The sequence below is a fragment of the Granulicella sp. dw_53 genome (assembly GCF_018449545.1).
Lineage (GTDB): Bacteria > Acidobacteriota > Terriglobia > Terriglobales > Acidobacteriaceae > Edaphobacter.
In genome coordinates this window covers 1-15,939 of the sequence record NZ_JAAVUR010000024.1, presented here as the reverse complement: position 1 = coordinate 15,939, position 15,939 = coordinate 1, and the positions used below count along the sequence as shown (strand labels likewise).

Here is a 15,939-nt window from a genome sequence, read left to right as displayed (position 1 = left end):
CCACGGTAGTGGTTGTACTGCACAACTTAAAGAGCACACCCTTCGCCGGTGGCGAAGGGTGTGGGTGGTTCCCATTTTGAATTACTTGTTTACTGTGGAGGGTCGAGCTGACGCCGGCCGGTGGGGGTGGCGTCGGGGTTGGTGTTGTCGCGGGATGCGGCGTCTCGGGTAGAGGCGCGCACCGCGATGGAGTTGCTGAGACGGAAGCGGACGAGGGTCTCAGAGGGGATCTGAACCTGCTGGCCGCGGGTGATGGTGTTGGCTCCTGCTCCGAGGGCTCCGCCAGAGGCTGCGCCGATGGCCGCGCCTTTGCCGCCTCCGAAGATGCCGCCGAGGATGGCTCCGACAGCTGCTCCGCCGCCGACCTTCTCGGCGGTGTTCTTACCGCGGCCGTTACCTTCCTTGCTGAAGGGCTCGGTGGTGATGGGGATCTTCTCGCCTTTGCGGGTGATGCTGGTGAGTTCGACGGTGAGGAGCGAGCTGCCCTTGAAGTGGGCGGCCTCGTGGACCTCAGAGACGCGGCCGGAGACGGGCGTGCCCTGGGGGATGGCGACGAGGCCGTCGATGATGACGTCGGTGGCGACTACGCCGTTGAAGGTCTCACCCTGCTGGGTGGTGGCACTGTCGAGGGTCTGGGTGATGCGGACGGGAAGTGTGCTGCCGGAGGTGATGGTCACGGTCCGGAAGGCGGGCGGCGGTGGTGGCGGGGGAGGCGGCGGCGGAGCTTGCTGGACGGGAGCGGGCTCAGGGCGCTGAATGGGCGCTGGGGGCGGGTAGTTGTCGACGTGTGCCTGCTGGTGGCTGGGTGGGGGGCGCTTGATGGCGCGCATCGGCTCGGGGGCCGGGGTTGGCTTGACGGGAGCCGGAGGCGGCGTGAGAGCGGCGGTCTGCGGCGGCGCGACGGTAAGGTTGTTGACTACGGTACGGATTCCGGGGACCTGGGAGGCGTCGCTGGCGGCGAGCGAGCGGGCGGCGTCGCTGCTGACGTTGCCGTTGAGGGTGGCTACTCCGTCTTGAACGGAGGCCTGAATGGGTTCGGAGGCGAGAGCGGAGTCGCCGGAGATGCGGGAGGCCAGGGCCGAGCTGAGACTGGCATCGTCTGCCGGAGCCGCAGGCTTGGACTTGCAACCGACGGAGAAGGCGAGAGCGAGGCCAAGGGCAGCGACCAGGACGCGGGGAGCGGAACCTTTCGCCCCTGCAGCGCGGTGGGAAGAGGTCTCAAGGTGATGAGTGATCCGGTTCATGATGGAAATCCCTTTCTTTATTGCGACCACTTTATTCTAGAGGACATTAGGAGTTAAGAGTCATCGGCCTATTGTTCTATCTGTTCTATGGGGGTATGCTGTCCCCTTCCTGAATGTGCTGAAAATGGGACGAAGTTCAGAGGAAAAGGATGCCTGGTTATGGGATTTCACGGAATGATTCGGCTGAGATACGCGATTGGTGCGTAGGCCTTGGGGTTGCGCGCAACCCTAGTCCATAGAAGGGCATCCACTTGAGTGTGGCGCTTTGAAGTTACGCCGAGAGTTTTATTCCCGGTTTGGTAGCGGTCTTCTATTTACGATTTACGGTTGTACTCGATTCGATTTCAGATGCATTCGATTTAGATGAAAGGCCCGGGACAGCGACAGCAGGCAAGGGTATGCTGGAGTGAGTTCAGTCTGGGGCCGTAGTTGCAGACGATCCAAGCGGGAGGGTTCAGCCGAGACGCTGAGACTCGCGCACCTTGAAGATGGAACAGGAGAATTTGAGATGTCAGACAACGAAAACGGCGTTAGCGGATTTGGATGGTTTCTTGCAGGGCTCGGCGTAGGAGCCCTGGTGGGTGTGTTGTATGCGCCAAAGGCAGGCAAGGACACGCGCGACGATATCGTCGCCGGTGCTCTGGAGGCCAGGGAACGGGCTGCGGCTTTGGCCCAAGAGGGCAAAGAGCGCGCTGCCGCGCTTGCGGAACAGGGCAAGCAGCAGATGAACGAGTATGTGGACCGCGGCAAAGAGTACTACGACCGTGGACGCACCCAGTGGACGCAGTATGTCGACAAGGGTAAGGATCTGGTCCACGAGCAGCAGGAGAAGGTCGCCGCGGCGATCGATGCCGGCAAGGAAGCTTACGTCAACACGACTACTGCCGATCAGGCGTAGGACACTAAAAGATACACAGGCCCGGTCCACCGTAGTATGGTTGGCCGGGCCTTAGATTTGGGCGAATGACGCCCGGCGAGCGAGAGATGGAATGAACTCTATAGGGATTGCAGGATTTTGGTTGCAGGATGTGGATTCGCTTTCGTCTGGAAACTCCAGGCTGCTGATGGTTTTCGTGGCTATGGTGGCGGTGGCGATGGTCGCGCAGGCGATCGCTCTTATCGTGCTGGCGGTGGGCGCGGCCAAGGCACGGAAGCGAAGCCTGGAGATCGCCGAGGAGGTTCGGGCGAAGTTGATGCCGGTGATCGAGGGAGCGCAGGAGTTCGTCCACGATACGGTTCCGAAGATCAAGGTGATTACGGAGAACCTGGTGGAGACGAGCTATGTGGTTCGAGCGAAGGCGCAGGAGTTCGATGTAACGCTTTCGGATGCGAACCAACGGACTCGCAAGCAGGTGGCTCGGATCGATGGGATGGTGACTTCTACGTTGACGGCGGCGGGTGAGCTTGCGGCTACGATCCAGCACAGCATTCGGGTGCCGGTACGTGAAGTTGCTGGGCTGGTGAATGGGCTGAAGGCTGGCGTGGATGTGCTGGTAGGACGGATGAAGGGCTTTGGGTATGGGCGGGGTTCTACGGCTAAGCGGCCTGGGGATGATAGCGATTTGGTTTTGTAACTGAAGTTGTTACAAAACAAGTGCAAAGGCAAGCGACGGCAAAAGCAAATACAGGGTCCTTCGCTGCGCTCAGGATGACGGCGTAAAACGTAACAGGCGTCCTACACGAAAGCTTAGTCAAACAGACTTATTTGATCCAACCACCCCCGACCACCTCGTCTTGCTGGTAGAAGACGGCGGACTGGCCGGGGGTGATTGCACGTTGGGGGTCGTCGAAGGTGGCATGGACCAGGTCTGTGCCGGTGCCGGTGAGGGTGGCTGGAGCTGGTGTGTGCCGGTGGCGGATCTTGATTTCTACGCGGATGCTTTCGCCGGATGCGAGGCCGGGGGTGGAGATCCAGTTGAGGCGGTCGGCGGTGAGATCGCGGCTCATGAGGTCGGCGTCCGAGCCTACGGTGACTTGGTGGGAGTCGGGGTGGATGTTGAGGACGTAGAGGGGATCGACGCTGGTGAGGCCCAGGCCCTTGCGCTGTCCGACGGTGAAGCTGTGGATGCCGTTGTGATGACCGAGGACCTCGCCGGTGGTGGTGACGAGTTCGCCGGAGGAGTCGGGGAGGGGCTCGCCCTGCTCGTCGAGGTAGGCCTTGAGGAAGGTGTTGTAGTCGCCACCGGGGATGAAGCAGATCTCCTGGGAGTCGGGCTTGGCGGCGACGTCGAGGCCGGCTTCGGAGGCCATGACGCGGACGGCGGGCTTGTTCATCTCGCCGAGGGGGAAGAGGGTGCGGCTGAGCTGCTCCTGAGTGAGGCCGAAGAGGAAGTAGGTCTGGTCCTTGGACCTGTCGGCGGGGCGGGAGAGGATCCAGCGGTTGCGCGACTCGTCGAAGTGGTTGCGGGCGTAGTGGCCGGTGGCGATGCGGCTGGCGCCGATCTGGCGGGCGGTGGTGAGGAGCTGATCGAACTTGAGGTGGTTGTTGCAGAGGGTGCAGGGGATGGGGGTGCGGCCGGCGAGATACTCCGAGACGAAGGGCTTGACGACCTCGGCCTCGAAGCGGTCCTGCTGGTTGACGAGGTAGTAGGGGATGTCGAGTTGTTCGGCGACGCGGCGGGCGTCGTAGACGTCGTCGATGGAGCAGCAGCGGCCCTGGACGGCCTCGGGCATGCCTTCATGTCCGGCGAGGCGGCGCTGGTTCCAAAGCTGAAGGGTAAGGCCGACGAGGGTATAGCCCTGGGCGCGGAGGAGCGCGGCCACGGCCGAGGAGTCGACACCTCCGGACATGGCTACGGCGATCGTATCGTTGGTCTGCTGGGACATCTCTTCTATTTTCGCAGAAGTAGGGGTTTGGTTGAGGAGTTTGGGCTTATTGGGGTTGGCTGGGCGGCGTTTTTGATGAAAATCTTTGCTTAAGATTTCGGAGGCGGCGCCGATAAGGGGGAGGAAGCGTTCCCGAAATAAGGAGAAGCCAGCCATGCAAGATCCGATTATGACGCCTTTTCGCGGTGGGCCGGTGAGGTACTGCCGTCCTAACCTGCGACGAAGCACCTTGAATTTTCTGCGAGTTCTCTCTGTGGTTTTTGCCCTGACTGTTCTAACGACCAGCGTTGCGCCGTTGCGTGCGGAGGAGCGGGCGTCGATCGTCAGGGTGCCGCCTGCTTATCCGGAGATGGCGAAGCGGATGCACATTACCGGGACGGTGAAGGTCGTCGTGACCGTCGACGCGGCCGGTTCGGTTTTGCGAGCTGAGTCTGACAGCGGCAACAAGATGCTGGCTCCGGCTGCGATCGATGCGGTGAAGCATTGGAAGTTCGCTCCGGGAGACGGCAACGCTACGGTCGTGGTTCAGGTGAACTTCGGGTTGTAGTTTTCGTCTGTTGAGTTATTGGGCTGGCGAGGGTTGTGTCTCGCGGCAGAAGCCGGAGTGTGCTTCATGGGCGCCTGCGCTCGTTGTGTCTCTGCGAGATTTTAGTCGCAGTGAAGAGAAGGCCCGGGGCTAAAGCCCCTGAGTCGGTTGGATCTTTTTCGTAGGGCTAAAGCCCTACGCTAATCCCAAAGGCTTTCTTGCAGGCAAGGTCTGCGAGTTTTGGCAGCTTATTAGAACGAACGAGTCGTTCCAGCGTTACGGCGAACGAGTTATAGCGGCGAGCGAATTACAAATTTCAATCAGGCGGGATTTATACGATGGGTATTCGAGGCAAGTTCCTAAACAGCATCGGGGCTTTGGCGTTGGGCTTTGTGCTCTTCTTCGCGCTGGTGGAGTGGACGACCTCCACGACGCAACGGCATCTGCGGATTGCATCGGGCTCGTTGTTCCCGGCGGCTTCCAGTCTGCAGCAGGCGCAGGCGAGTTTTCAGAAGCTGAACAAGTCGTACAAGGATGCGGTGGTGTTGCAGGATGCGTCGGCGCTGAATGCGGGCGATACGGAGGCGCAGGCGGGTGTGGCGGAGCTGCAGACGGCTCGCGAAAAGCTAGAGTACAACCCGGAGCTGCAACAGAAGGCAGCGGATATTCTGAGCCGGTTTACGGAGCTGCATAACCGCTCCAAGGCGACGTATGCCAAGATGATCGCCGCGCCGAATATGTCGGCGGATGCGCAGGCGAGCCTGACCAGTCTGGAGCAGGAGACGCAGCGGATGGAGCAGTCGCTGGATGAGCTGCACAATACGGTGGGGAACAAGAGCTATCAGGCAGAGCTGGATGCGGTGACGGCGTCGAACACGCGGCAAGGTGCGTTGGGGTTTGCGTTGTTCCTGCTAGCGGCGTTGGTGGCGGGAGCCTCGATGTTCGTCATGGAGCGGCAGGTGGCGGGTCCGTTGCGGGATCTGGCGCAGCGGTTGGCGGAGGGTGCGCGGAAGGTGGCTGATTCGGCGGGGCAGGTCTCGACGTCGAGCCAGGCGCTGTTCCAGGGGACTTCGCACCAGACAGCTTCGCTGGAAGAGACATCAGCGTCGTCGGATGAGATTCGATCGATGGCGCAGTCGAGCGCGGAGCACTGCCGGTCGACGGCGGAGCTGGTCTCGATGTCGCAGACGAAGTTTGTGCATACAAATAAGTCGCTGTCTGAGCTGATTCTGGCGATGGATGAGACGAATGCTTCGAGCGCGAAGATCTCGAAGGTGATCAAGCTGATCGACGAGATTGCGTTCCAGACCAATATCCTGGCGCTGAATGCGGCGGTAGAGGCGGCTCGTGCTGGTGATGCCGGGCTCGGCTTTGCGGTGGTTGCGGATGAGGTGCGGACGCTGTCGCAGCGGTGCGCGAAGGCTGCGCAAGACTCGGCGGTGATGCTGGATGAGTCGATACTGAAGTCGCAGAGCGGCAAGGCCAAGTTGGACGAGGTGATTACGGCGATCCGTGCGGTGACGGAGGAGTCTTCGAAGGTGAAGTCGTTCGTGGACCAGATCAACAAGGGGAGTGTCGAGCAGAATCTCGGGATCAGTCAGATTGCCCGGGCCATCTCTGAGATGGAGAAGGTGACGCAGGCTTCGACGGCGAGTGCGCAGACGAGTGCGGCGGTGGCGGAGGAGTTGACGGCGGAGTCGGAGGCCCTGAAGGAGATTGTGCTGATTCTGAGTACGGTGGTGGAGGGGCGGTCTTCGCAGATGGAGAGGATGCCTGGGATGCGGCTGGCTCAGGTGGCTATGGGGTAGTTGTTGTTGGTTGATAATTTTTGGTTGGGAAAGGAAGGCGGTCGTGCTTGTGCACGATACCCCACCCTATTTGCGATGAAGCTGCAAATAGGATGGGGCACCCGCTTTTGGGGCTTGGTTATTTTGTTGGTGGGCCGGAGAGTGCTGAGTGGCCTGGTATGCGGCTAGGCTGCGAGGGCTGATTCTATGGTGGTGACGATGATGGGATCGTCGGGGGTGATCTCGGGGGAGAAGCGGGCGATGACGGCGCCGCTGCGGTCGACGAGGAACTTTTCGAAGTTCCAGAGGATGCCGGGCTCGGGGTTGGTGGCGGAGCCGGATTTGCCGAGGAAGCCTTCGAGGTTGGCGCGGAAGCCTTCGCGCGTGGAGCCTGTTGCCTCGGGCTTTGCCGCGATGAGGGATTGGTAGAGGGGCGCGGTGTTCGCGCCGGTGACGGTGATCTTCTGGAACATGGGGAAGCTGACGCCGAAGGTGGAGGCGCAGAAGTTCTGGATCTCTTCGTTGGAGCCGGGTTCCTGGCCGCCGAAGTCGTTGGCGGGGAAGCCGAGGACGACGAGGCCGGAGTCTTTGAAGCGGGAGTAGAGCTTTTGGAGGGCGTCGTACTGTTTGGTCAGGCCGCATTGGGAGGCGACGTTGACGATGAGGAGGAGCTTGCCGCGGTAGTCGGCGAGAGAGGCGCCTTCACCGTTAATGCGGTGGACGGGGATGTCGTAGAGGTTGGACATGGAACTCCTTGAGATATGGATCCGACTGGAGCTTATGAATTACGGGATTAGGAAGAATGTTACATGGCTATCTGGTCGGCAGGGCAGGTTGTGCCGTACTTCTCTCTCAAAGCGGCTGAGAAGCTCTGTTTGAGAAGAAAGACCGCGCGATGTGTGCGGTTAGCGAAAGGAAGCAGACTTTTACGACTTCTTTACAAGTTTCTGACGTGGGTGGGAGGGTAGATTCTCAACAGGCATTAGTATCAGAATCGACATGTCTATTGCGGATCAGTTGTTTGGGAAGCCTTTAGCAACGAGTGAAGAGAGAGCCGAACACATCGGCGTAGCAGCCGGGATCCCGATTTTCGGGCTGGATGGATTGACGAGCGCGGCGTACGGGCCTGAGGCGGCGATGACGCTGCTGATTCCGCTTGGGCTGCTGGGTACCCACTACATTGTTCCGATTATCTCGGCGATTCTGATTTTGCTGGGGATTGTCTACTTCAGCTACCGGCAGACGATCGCGGCGTATCCGAGTGGCGGCGGGTCTTACACGGTGGCGTCGGAGAACCTCGGCGAGGGCGCTGGGTTGCTGGCTGCCGCGGCGCTGATGATCGACTATATTCTGACGGCGGCGGTGGGGATCTCGGCCGGTGTGACGGCGCTAACCTCGGCTGTGCCGCATCTGCACCAACATACGCTGCTGTTGTGTTTGGCTATTCTGGCGATCCTTACGCTGATCAATATGCGAGGCGTGAAGGACACGGGGGCGGCGTTTATAGCGCCGACTTTTTTGTTTGTGGGGTCGCTGCTGACGTTGATTGCGGTGGGGCTCTTTAAGTCGTGGGCGGCGCATTGGCATCCGGTGCCGGTCGCGCTGCTGCCTCCGGCGCTGCCGGCGATGTTGCCGGCACTGACGCTGTGGATGTTGATGAAGGCGTTCGCGAGCGGATGCGCGGCGATGACGGGTGTGGAGGCGGTGTCGAACGGAGTGATGGCGTTCGGCGAGCCGCGGGCGAAGAATGCGCAGCGGACGTTGACGGTGATCATCGCGATCCTGATGGTGTTGCTCTTTGGGATCTCGTTTCTCGCGAAGACCTACGGGATCATGGCGATGGAGCCGGAGGGCGCGGGGTACCAGAACCTCTTGAGCTTGCTGGTGACGGCGGTGTTCGGGCGCGGGTGGTTCTACTACACGACGATGGGTGGGGTATTGCTGGCGCTGGCCTTGAGCGCGAATACGGCGTTCGCGGACTTTCCGCGGCTGGCGCGGGCGATTGCAGCGCATGACTATCTTCCGCATGTGTTTATCCTGCGGGGCCGGAGGCTGCTGTTCTCGCACGGGATCTATGCGCTGACGGGATTTACGGCGCTGATCCTGATCCTGTTCGATGGGGTGACGGACAAGTTGATTCCGCTGTATGCGATTGGAGCGTTCCTGGCGTTCACGCTCTCGCAGGCGGGAATGGTGGTGCATTGGCACAGAGCGGAGAAGCATAAGGGCCGCTTGTGGCACATGTTCGTGAACGGTGTCGGCTCGATGGCTACGGGGCTGACGCTGATCGTGGTGCTGGTCGCGAAGTTCATGGCGGGGGCTTGGGTTACGGCGCTGCTGGTGCCGTTCCTTATCGCGATCATGCTGGCGGTGAAGCGGCACTACTCGCGCGTGAACCGCGAGATGAAGGATATGACGCCGTTGAACCTGGTGAATCTGGAGCCGCCGATCGTGGTGATTCCGATGGCACGGTGGGACCGGATCACGGAGAAGGCGATGCGGTTCGGGCTGGTGATGTCGAAGGATATCAAGGTGGTGCACGTTCACTCGGACGACGACAACGACGGCGGCCTGGCCGAGGTGTGGGACGACAAGGTGATTACGCCGATCCGCAAAGAGGGACTCCAGGAGCCGGAGCTGGTGACGATTCTGTCGTCGTACCGGTTCGTGATCGGGCCGCTGATGGACTATATTCTGGACCTCGAAGCCAAGAATCCGGGGCGGAAGATCGCGGTGCTCCTGCCGGAGCTGGTGGTGCGGCATTGGTGGGAGAATGCGCTGCACGGGCAGAGGGTGCAGTTGCTGAAGCTGCTGTTATTGCTGAAGGGCAACCAGCGGATTCTGGTGGTCAATATCCCCTGGTATCTCTAGGCTGCTAGTAGGGACGGGTTTGAAGGGGCTGCGCTTATGCTGCAGCCCCTTCGGCGTTGCACTCCAGGAATCAACCGAAGAGGAGTGCCTTGGTCGCTGATGTGACGTCGGACTGCCGCATGAGGCTTTCCCCTACGAGGAAGGTTCGAACGCCGGAGCTGCTGAGCTTCACGATGTCCGAATGGTTCGAGATACCGCTTTCGCTCACGATGATTCGATCCTTCGGAATCCCGGCTGCCAACTTTTCAGTGGTGTCCAAAGAGACCTCGAAGCTGCGCAGATCGCGATTGTTGATGCCGACGAGCTTGGTTCCCAGAGGCAGAGCACGTTCGAGCTCCAGTGCGTTATGCACCTCGACGAGAACGTCCATTCCCAGGTCGTGGGCCGAGCTGACGAGCTCCCAGGCCTCGGCGTCGGTGACGCTGGCCATGATGACGAGGATGCAGTCGGCGCCCCACGCGCGGGCCTGATCGACCTGGTACGGCTCGAACAGGAAGTCTTTGCGGAGGACGGGGAGACCGGAGGCCTCTCGCGCGAGACGAAGGAAGTCGGGGTGGCCTTGAAAGGAGGGCTCATCGGTGAGAACCGAGAGACAGCTCGCGCCTCCTTCCACGTAGGCGCGGGCCAGGCTGGGGGGATCGAAGTCGGGGCGGATCAGGCCCTTAGAGGGGCTTGCCTTTTTTATCTCCGCGATGAGCGCAGGACGGCCTTCGGAGAGGTGACGCTCTATGGCGGCGGCGAAGCCGCGGGGCGCGGGGGCCTGTCGCGCCAGTTTTCGCATCGCGTCGGCGGGGATCGCTTCTTTGGCTGCAAGAACCTCGCGGCGCTTGTAGATCTCGATTTTGGCGAGGATATCGGGCTTGTCTTGAACTCTATCCTGGACGGTTTCGTTCTGGAGCGGTGCATGCTGTTTTGGCGTCTGGGTACTCACGTTATCTCCCTATCTCTCAATAAACTGAGAAAACAAAACAAATGCCAATCGGCGTTATTCCCCTGTGAACGGTTACCGGGCGCCTGACTCTACGCAACGTTCGACGCGCTTTACTTTAATTTTAACCTTGTGAAGGTCTCAGCGTCCCTCTCGGAGGCGGGCGGCGAGGCGCTCGGGCAGGCCAGCCATGAGGATGCGTCCCTGGGCGGCGGTGAGGTCGTAGGGGACGCGGTGGAAGGTGATGGCGGAGGCCTCGGTGTCGTAGATGGCGAAGGCGGCGCGCCAGTCGCAGTCGCGGGGCTGGCCGATGGAGCCGGGGTTGATGAGGTGACGGGTGCCTGGAGGGATGGGGAGGGTCCAGGATTCGGCGTCGTTGCGGGTGATGTAGTGGGGGCGAACCTCGTGCCAGTCGTGCTCCTTCTGGGAGAAGCCGCCCTGGATGTGGGTGTGGCCGAAGAAGGTAATGGCGGTGGTCATCTGCTGGAGCGGAGCCCAGGCGTCGCGCATGTTGAGGATGTAGTGATCCTCGTTGAGGGGCGAGCCGTGGGCGCAGGTGACGTCGGGAATCTCAGGATGACCGGGATGCTCGGGCTGCAGTGGGCCGGGGGGAACGGAGCGGAGCCAGTTGAGGTTCTCGGGGGTGAGCTCGTCCTGAGTCCAGGTGGCGGCTGCGCGGGCTATCGGGTTGAAGCCGAGTGCGGAGGTGAGGCCGCAACAGACGCGGTCGTGGTTGCCGCGCACGTCCAGGGCAGAGATGGGGCGGACGATGTCGATGACCTGATTGGGGCTAGCGCCGTAGCCGACGAGGTCGCCGAGGTTCCAAAGGGTGTCGAAGGAGCCTGCGGCTGCTTCGAGGGATGCTTTGAGTGCTTCGAGATTGGCGTGGACGTCGGAGAGGATGAGGGCGCGCATACAGGTGTCGGTGCCCTAAGGCCCAAGGGAATAGCTTATCTGGATTCGGCGAGGGACGCGAGGGGCAGGCGGCGGTCGGTGTGCATTGTGGGGGCCGAGGCGAGGAGGCTGCGGGTGTAAGGGTGCTGGGGAGAGAGGAAGAGGTCGCGGGCGAGAGCCTGCTCTACGATGCGGCCGTGCTGCATGACGGCGAGGCGGTCCGCGGGCTGGTTGCAGGCCTGGGAGACGACGGCGAGGTCGTGGGAGATGAAGAGCATGGCGAGGTTGTGCTGGTCGCGTAGGTCGCGAAGGAGGGCGAGGATCTGGGCCTGGACGGTGACGTCGAGGGCGGTGGTCGGCTCGTCCGCGATGAGGAGGCGGGGCTGGTTGACGAGGGCCATGGCAATGAGGATGCGCTGGCGTTGGCCTCCGGAGAACTGGTGAGGATAGTCGCGGAGGCGGCGCTCGGGGTCGGGAAGGGCGACCTGATGCATGGCTTCGAGGACTTTGTTTTTGATGGCGCGGCGGGAGAGCTCGGGATGGTGGGCTTCGACGGCTTCGGCGATCTGGGAGCCGATGGGCATGACCGGGTTCAGGGCGGTCATGGGCTCCTGGAAGATCATGGAGATGTTGCGGCCTCGGTGGCGGCGCATGGCGGCTTCGGGGAGGGAGAGGAGTGGCTGGCCATCGAAGGTGATGGTTCCGTTGACCTGGGCGTTGGGGGCGAGGAGGCGGAGGACGGCGAGCGAGGTGGCGGATTTGCCGGAGCCGGACTCGCCGACCAGGCCTAGGGTTTGGCCGGCGTGGATGTGGAAGGAGATGGAGTCGACGGCGCGATGGGGGCCGAAGGCGATGGAGAGGTCGGCTACGTCGAGGAGCGGGGTGGAGGCCATCTGGATGCAATCTTAGCGTGTTGTTGGCAGGATTCGTTAGGGACAAACGGATTCAGGCTACTCCTTCGCGGCGCGAAGAGCGTCTAATACCTCCAGACTGATGATGTTCAGGGACGCGGGGATGGATTTGAAGATGATGCTTCGGATGCTGGTGGTGGGATTTGTGGGCGCTGCGCTGGCGGGTGCTGGCGCGGTGGGGCAGACGCACAAGGTGGCGAAGCCGGAGAGCGTCGTCCGGGCGGTGGGGGTGTATGAGTGGACGGGGGATTTGGCCAAGCCCAAGGCTAGCCGGCTGATTCCGGTGACGGTGTTTATCGATGACGAGTTGCAGGATGCGGGGGTTTACCTGGCTCGGCCGGTGCCGTTGGCTCTGCTGAGCGGGAATCTTTATGAGCTGCAGGAGGCCGGGGTGGCGAAGGGCGGTCTGGAGTTGGCGTATGCGCGGCATCTGCGTGCCATTGAGACGGCCACGGGAGACTCGCTGTTCGACGATGGGTGGTTTGGGTATGGAAACTTCAAGGCGTCGGTGGTGGAGAAGAAGAAGACTCCGGCGCTGAAGGCTTCGAAGGAGATCGCGGAGGTGAAGACCTCGAAGGACGATGGACGGCCACACTTCTCGGGCAAGGGTCCGAAGGACGACTCGGGGAAGGAGGATAGTGGGTCTGCTGGCTCTTCTAGCCCTTCTACCAGCTCTTCCAGCGGTTCTGGTAGCGGATCTGCGAATGGATCTGCTACTCCGGCGGATGCGGATCGGCCTACGATGAAGCGGCGCTCTGGCTCGGATAGCGACTCGTCGGGGAAGAGTACGGCGTCGAGTGGCGCGGATGCGGGGACTCCGGCGGATGATCCGGATCGTCCGCGACTTTCGAAGAAGCCGGCGAGCGATTCGTCTTCGGATGGTACGGTGCCGGGGGATGTCGATGGGCAGAGTAAGTCGGGGTCGAGCAGTGGGAGTGGGAGTACTGCTCCGCCGACTACGGCGCAGGGTGGCTCTGCGGACGATCCGGATCGTCCGACTTTGAAGCGAAGGACGCCGGAGGAGATCAAGAGGGATCAGAAGAAGGAGGATCGCGCGTCGGTGAGTGGGGTGGGTTCTCTGAACGACGATCCGGATAGGCCCAATCTGCACCGGGGCAAGCCTACTAGTGCGATGAACGAGGACGATCTTCCGAAGCTGCAGGGGCTGCCGGTGGATATGCGGCAGATGGTTGCGGTGTCGGATGCGGCGAATCGTCCGGTGCACGAGTTTGCTCGGCCCTGGGAGGATGACAAGGAGCGGTCGGCGATTCTGACGAAGATGCAGGTGCTGGCTCGGACGCAGTTGGCAGGGTATGGCGCTGTTGCGACTCCTGTCGCCCCGGCTCCGGCTGCTGCGGCTGCTAAGCCGGCTACGACTGTGGCGGCGCGGAGAGCGGCTGCGGCGAAGAAGAAGGCGGCGGCTGCTGCTCCGCAGATTGCGTTGCTGGACGAGGAGCTGAGAGGGTACACGCTGAGCTATGGCGGGGCCGCGACTTATGTCTATACGGCTCATACGGCGGGGACTGGCGCCGCGCTGGACTACGTGACGGTGGTGGCTCAGGCGGATGCCATGGGGGAGCTCAAGCCCGCGATCCAGAATGTGACCGATGAGGCGCATCTGGACCGGACTCCACGGATGCGGCTGGTGGATGTGGTGGATGCCGAGGCTAGTAATCGGGCTAGTCTGCTGTTTGAGTTGCGGGGACAGCGGACCCGACAGTTCGGTTTGTATAGCGTGATTGGGGCTCGGGCGGATCAGCGTTTCTTGTCGGGAACTACTCAGTAGGCCCCCCTCCCCCATTCTTGGGTGTAACGCGTTTCTTTTGTCGCGGTTAGGGGCTGGGGTGGGCTGTAAAATATTCTATTTAGGTGGGTTGTGGCTAAATAGGAGATATTGAACGGCTTAGCGGCTTTTGGTTGGGAAAGATCTGGTGGTTCTTGTCCACGCTGAGCGGTTTGTTTCTCTATTTCTATTTTAGTGAATTGACCGAAACTAACTTGCCACTTTTATTTCTTTTGTTTTGATGGGGTTAGATGGTTTTGGGGGTTGACATGTGATTTTGCTGGGTTTTTGGGGGTTAAAAAAGAGGCGATAGATTTTGTTGTTTCGGCTTCGCCTTTACTCCTGCCTTCGGCAGAGCGGTGACGCCTTTGGCGTGGCTTTTTCGTAAATGCCTATCCGTTCGTTGTCCTGGATGGTTGGATATTGTCGATCCCACCCTTCGCTAGAGAGAAGGGCGCGAAGGATGGGGCACCCGGGCGTTGGTGGCTGGGTGAGAGTTTGTGTGGGTGGTCGATCGTTTGGGGTTCTCCTGGGAGAGATGAGGTCGGGAGAGGAAGGCGGTCGTGCTTCCGCACGATACCCCACCCTATTTGCGATGAAGCTGCAAAAAGGATGGGGCACCCGCTTTTGTGGCGGTCCTCTAGCGCTAGAGCTTTAGGAGGGGGAGGAGGCTGGAGTAGTCGTCGGTCCAGAGGCGGATGCCTAGGGTGTGTGGGATGGGGATGGTGTTTTCGGTGATGGAGGGTTGGGTGAGGAAGGTGGGGTTGCTGGTGGCCAGGACCCAGGAGGCGCGGTAGGAGCCGTCGGCGTGGTTGGCGGGGCTGTCGATGCTGGCGCATTGGAGGTGGGATGCAGAGGCGAGGAGGGCGATCTCGGGGGCGAGGTCGACGTACTGGTTTGAGACGTGGAAGGCGAGGATGCCGCCGGGCTTCAGATGGCGCTGGTAGAGGGCGATGGCCTGGGTGGTGAGGAGGTGGAGGGGGATGGCGTCGCCGGAGAAGGCGTCGATGACGAGGACGTCGAATTGTTGTGAGGCTTCCTGGGTGAGGGAGGTGCGGGCGTCGCCCTGGGTGATGGTGATTTGGGCGGGGGAGTCGCGGAGGTAGGTGAAGAGGTTGCGGGCGATGGGTTCGACGGAGGGGTTGAGCTCGTAGAAGTGGATGCGGTCTCCGGGTTGGCCGTAGGCGGCGAGGGTTCCTGCGCCGAGGCCGATGACGCCGATGTTGCGGGGACGTCCCTGGCAGCAGAGGGTGAGGGCGAGGCCGATGCCGGAGTTGGAGCCGTAGTAGGTGGTGGGGGTGTGGCTGAGGGAGGGAGAGAAGATCTGGTTGCCGTGCTGGATGGTTCCGTTGAGCATCATGCGGACGGGGTCGCTGGTGGGAGCGGTGCCGAGGGGAGCGTGGTTGGTCTGTTTTACGCGGAGAGTGCCGTAGAAGTTGCGAGTGAGAAGGAGTGCGTCGCGGGAGTAGGCGACGTGGAGCATGACGGCGAGCAGAAGCAGCCCGGCGGAGGCGATGGACCAGAGGAGGCGCTGGATGGGGCCTTCGGACCAGAGGGCGGGGATGGCGACGGCGGCGGTGACGAAGAAGGCCAGGGGGAGATCGTAGTTGGCGGAGAAGAGGAGCGGGCTGGCGATGCCGATGAGGAAGGTTCCGGTGGCTCCGCCGGCGGCGATGAGGAGGTAGAAGAGGGTGGTGTGGGAGGGATTGGAGGGGCGGAGGGCGTGGGTTTCGGCGTGGCAGAAGAGGCAGGCGATGAAGCACTCGGCGAGGAAGAAGAGGATGCCGACGGCGATGGGGAGGGAGGTGTCGGTCTTGGAGAGGGCGTAGCCGAGGCTGGCGAGCAGGACGACGAGCAGGCGGGCGATGGTGGCGCGTCGGTAAAGAGCGGGGAACTCGAAGGCGACGATGAAGGAGAGGAGGTAGACGGCGAGGGGCAGCATCCAGAGGAGAGGGATGGCGGCGATGTTGGCGGTGAGGTGTCCGGTGACTGCGCTGAGTTGCATGGCGGCGGCCATGGGGAGGAGGAACCAGAGGAGCTTTTGGCGGGAGGGGGGTTCGTTGGGGCCGTTGGGGTCGGGGGGGGGGGCGGCGGCGGGGGGGGGTTGGGGGGGGGGGGGGGGGGGGGGGGTGGGGGTGGGGGGGAGTGTGGGGGGGAGGGGGGGGCGGG

The 15,939-nt window shown here is 61.8% G+C and carries 13 protein-coding genes; 6 read left to right on the top strand and 7 right to left on the bottom strand.

From position 1 onward, the window contains the following. Positions 1-89 precede the first annotated feature (89 nt). On the bottom strand, positions 90-1,244 hold the full coding sequence (locus HB393_RS23525; RefSeq protein WP_213807665.1) for a BON domain-containing protein: 1,155 nt from the start codon (positions 1,242-1,244) through the stop codon (positions 90-92). 508 nt (positions 1,245-1,752) lie between these two features. Between HB393_RS23525 and HB393_RS23520 the strand changes: the two genes are divergently transcribed. Together HB393_RS23520 and HB393_RS23515 are read left to right on the top strand one after the other, a co-directional pair. After that, positions 1,753-2,142 (top strand): YtxH domain-containing protein, encoded by a 390-nt coding sequence (locus HB393_RS23520; RefSeq protein WP_213807664.1) that lies wholly within the window; start codon positions 1,753-1,755, stop codon positions 2,140-2,142. 91 nt (positions 2,143-2,233) lie between these two features. Further along, positions 2,234-2,818: a hypothetical protein gene (locus tag HB393_RS23515; RefSeq protein ID WP_213807663.1), complete on the top strand. Its 585-nt coding sequence runs from the start codon at positions 2,234-2,236 to the stop codon at positions 2,816-2,818. A 127-nt stretch (positions 2,819-2,945) separates the two neighbouring features. Here HB393_RS23515 and mnmA read toward each other — a convergent pair whose 3' ends face one another. Further along, entirely contained in the window at positions 2,946-4,070 is a 1,125-nt protein-coding gene (mnmA, locus tag HB393_RS23510; protein WP_213807706.1) for a tRNA 2-thiouridine(34) synthase MnmA, read from the bottom strand. Positions 4,071-4,224: 154 nt separating this feature from the next. Here mnmA and HB393_RS23505 point away from each other — a divergent pair, with 154 nt between their 5' ends. Continuing rightward, complete coding sequence (locus HB393_RS23505; RefSeq protein ID WP_213807662.1) at positions 4,225-4,617, top strand: TonB family protein; 393 nt, start codon at positions 4,225-4,227, stop codon at positions 4,615-4,617. Between the two features lie 317 nt (positions 4,618-4,934). Beyond that, positions 4,935-6,404 (top strand): methyl-accepting chemotaxis protein, encoded by a 1,470-nt coding sequence (locus HB393_RS23500; protein ID WP_213807661.1) that lies wholly within the window; start codon positions 4,935-4,937, stop codon positions 6,402-6,404. 164 nt (positions 6,405-6,568) lie between these two features. Here HB393_RS23500 and HB393_RS23495 read toward each other — a convergent pair whose 3' ends face one another. Further along, entirely contained in the window at positions 6,569-7,129 is a 561-nt protein-coding gene (locus HB393_RS23495) for a glutathione peroxidase (RefSeq protein WP_213807660.1), read from the bottom strand. Between the two features lie 253 nt (positions 7,130-7,382). On the opposite strand from HB393_RS23495, the gene HB393_RS23490 reads away from it, so the two are divergent. Beyond that, a complete protein-coding gene (locus HB393_RS23490) occupies positions 7,383-9,254 on the top strand; it encodes an APC family permease (RefSeq protein ID WP_213807659.1) in 1,872 nt (623 codons plus the stop codon). Positions 9,255-9,324: 70 nt separating this feature from the next. Here HB393_RS23490 and trpC read toward each other — a convergent pair whose 3' ends face one another. The 3 genes from trpC to HB393_RS23475 all read right to left on the bottom strand — a co-directional run bounded on the left by trpC (position 9,325) and on the right by HB393_RS23475 (position 11,969). Next, a complete protein-coding gene (gene trpC, locus HB393_RS23485; RefSeq protein ID WP_213807658.1) occupies positions 9,325-10,185 on the bottom strand; it encodes an indole-3-glycerol phosphate synthase TrpC in 861 nt (286 codons plus the stop codon). 138 nt (positions 10,186-10,323) lie between these two features. Further along, on the bottom strand, positions 10,324-11,097 hold the full coding sequence (locus HB393_RS23480; protein WP_213807657.1) for a metallophosphoesterase family protein: 774 nt from the start codon (positions 11,095-11,097) through the stop codon (positions 10,324-10,326). A gap of 35 nt (positions 11,098-11,132) precedes the next feature. Beyond that, complete coding sequence (locus tag HB393_RS23475) at positions 11,133-11,969, bottom strand: ABC transporter ATP-binding protein (protein ID WP_213807656.1); 837 nt, start codon at positions 11,967-11,969, stop codon at positions 11,133-11,135. Between the two features lie 121 nt (positions 11,970-12,090). Between HB393_RS23475 and HB393_RS23470 the strand changes: the two genes are divergently transcribed. Further along, the gene (locus HB393_RS23470) at positions 12,091-13,773 is read left to right on the top strand and encodes a hypothetical protein (RefSeq protein WP_213807655.1); all 1,683 of its coding nucleotides are present in this window, start codon (positions 12,091-12,093) and stop codon (positions 13,771-13,773) included. A 643-nt stretch (positions 13,774-14,416) separates the two neighbouring features. On the opposite strand, the gene HB393_RS23465 is transcribed toward HB393_RS23470, so the two are convergent. Then, a partial coding sequence (locus tag HB393_RS23465) for a fused MFS/spermidine synthase (protein ID WP_213807654.1) occupies positions 14,417-15,939 on the bottom strand: 1,523 nt, incomplete at its 5' end.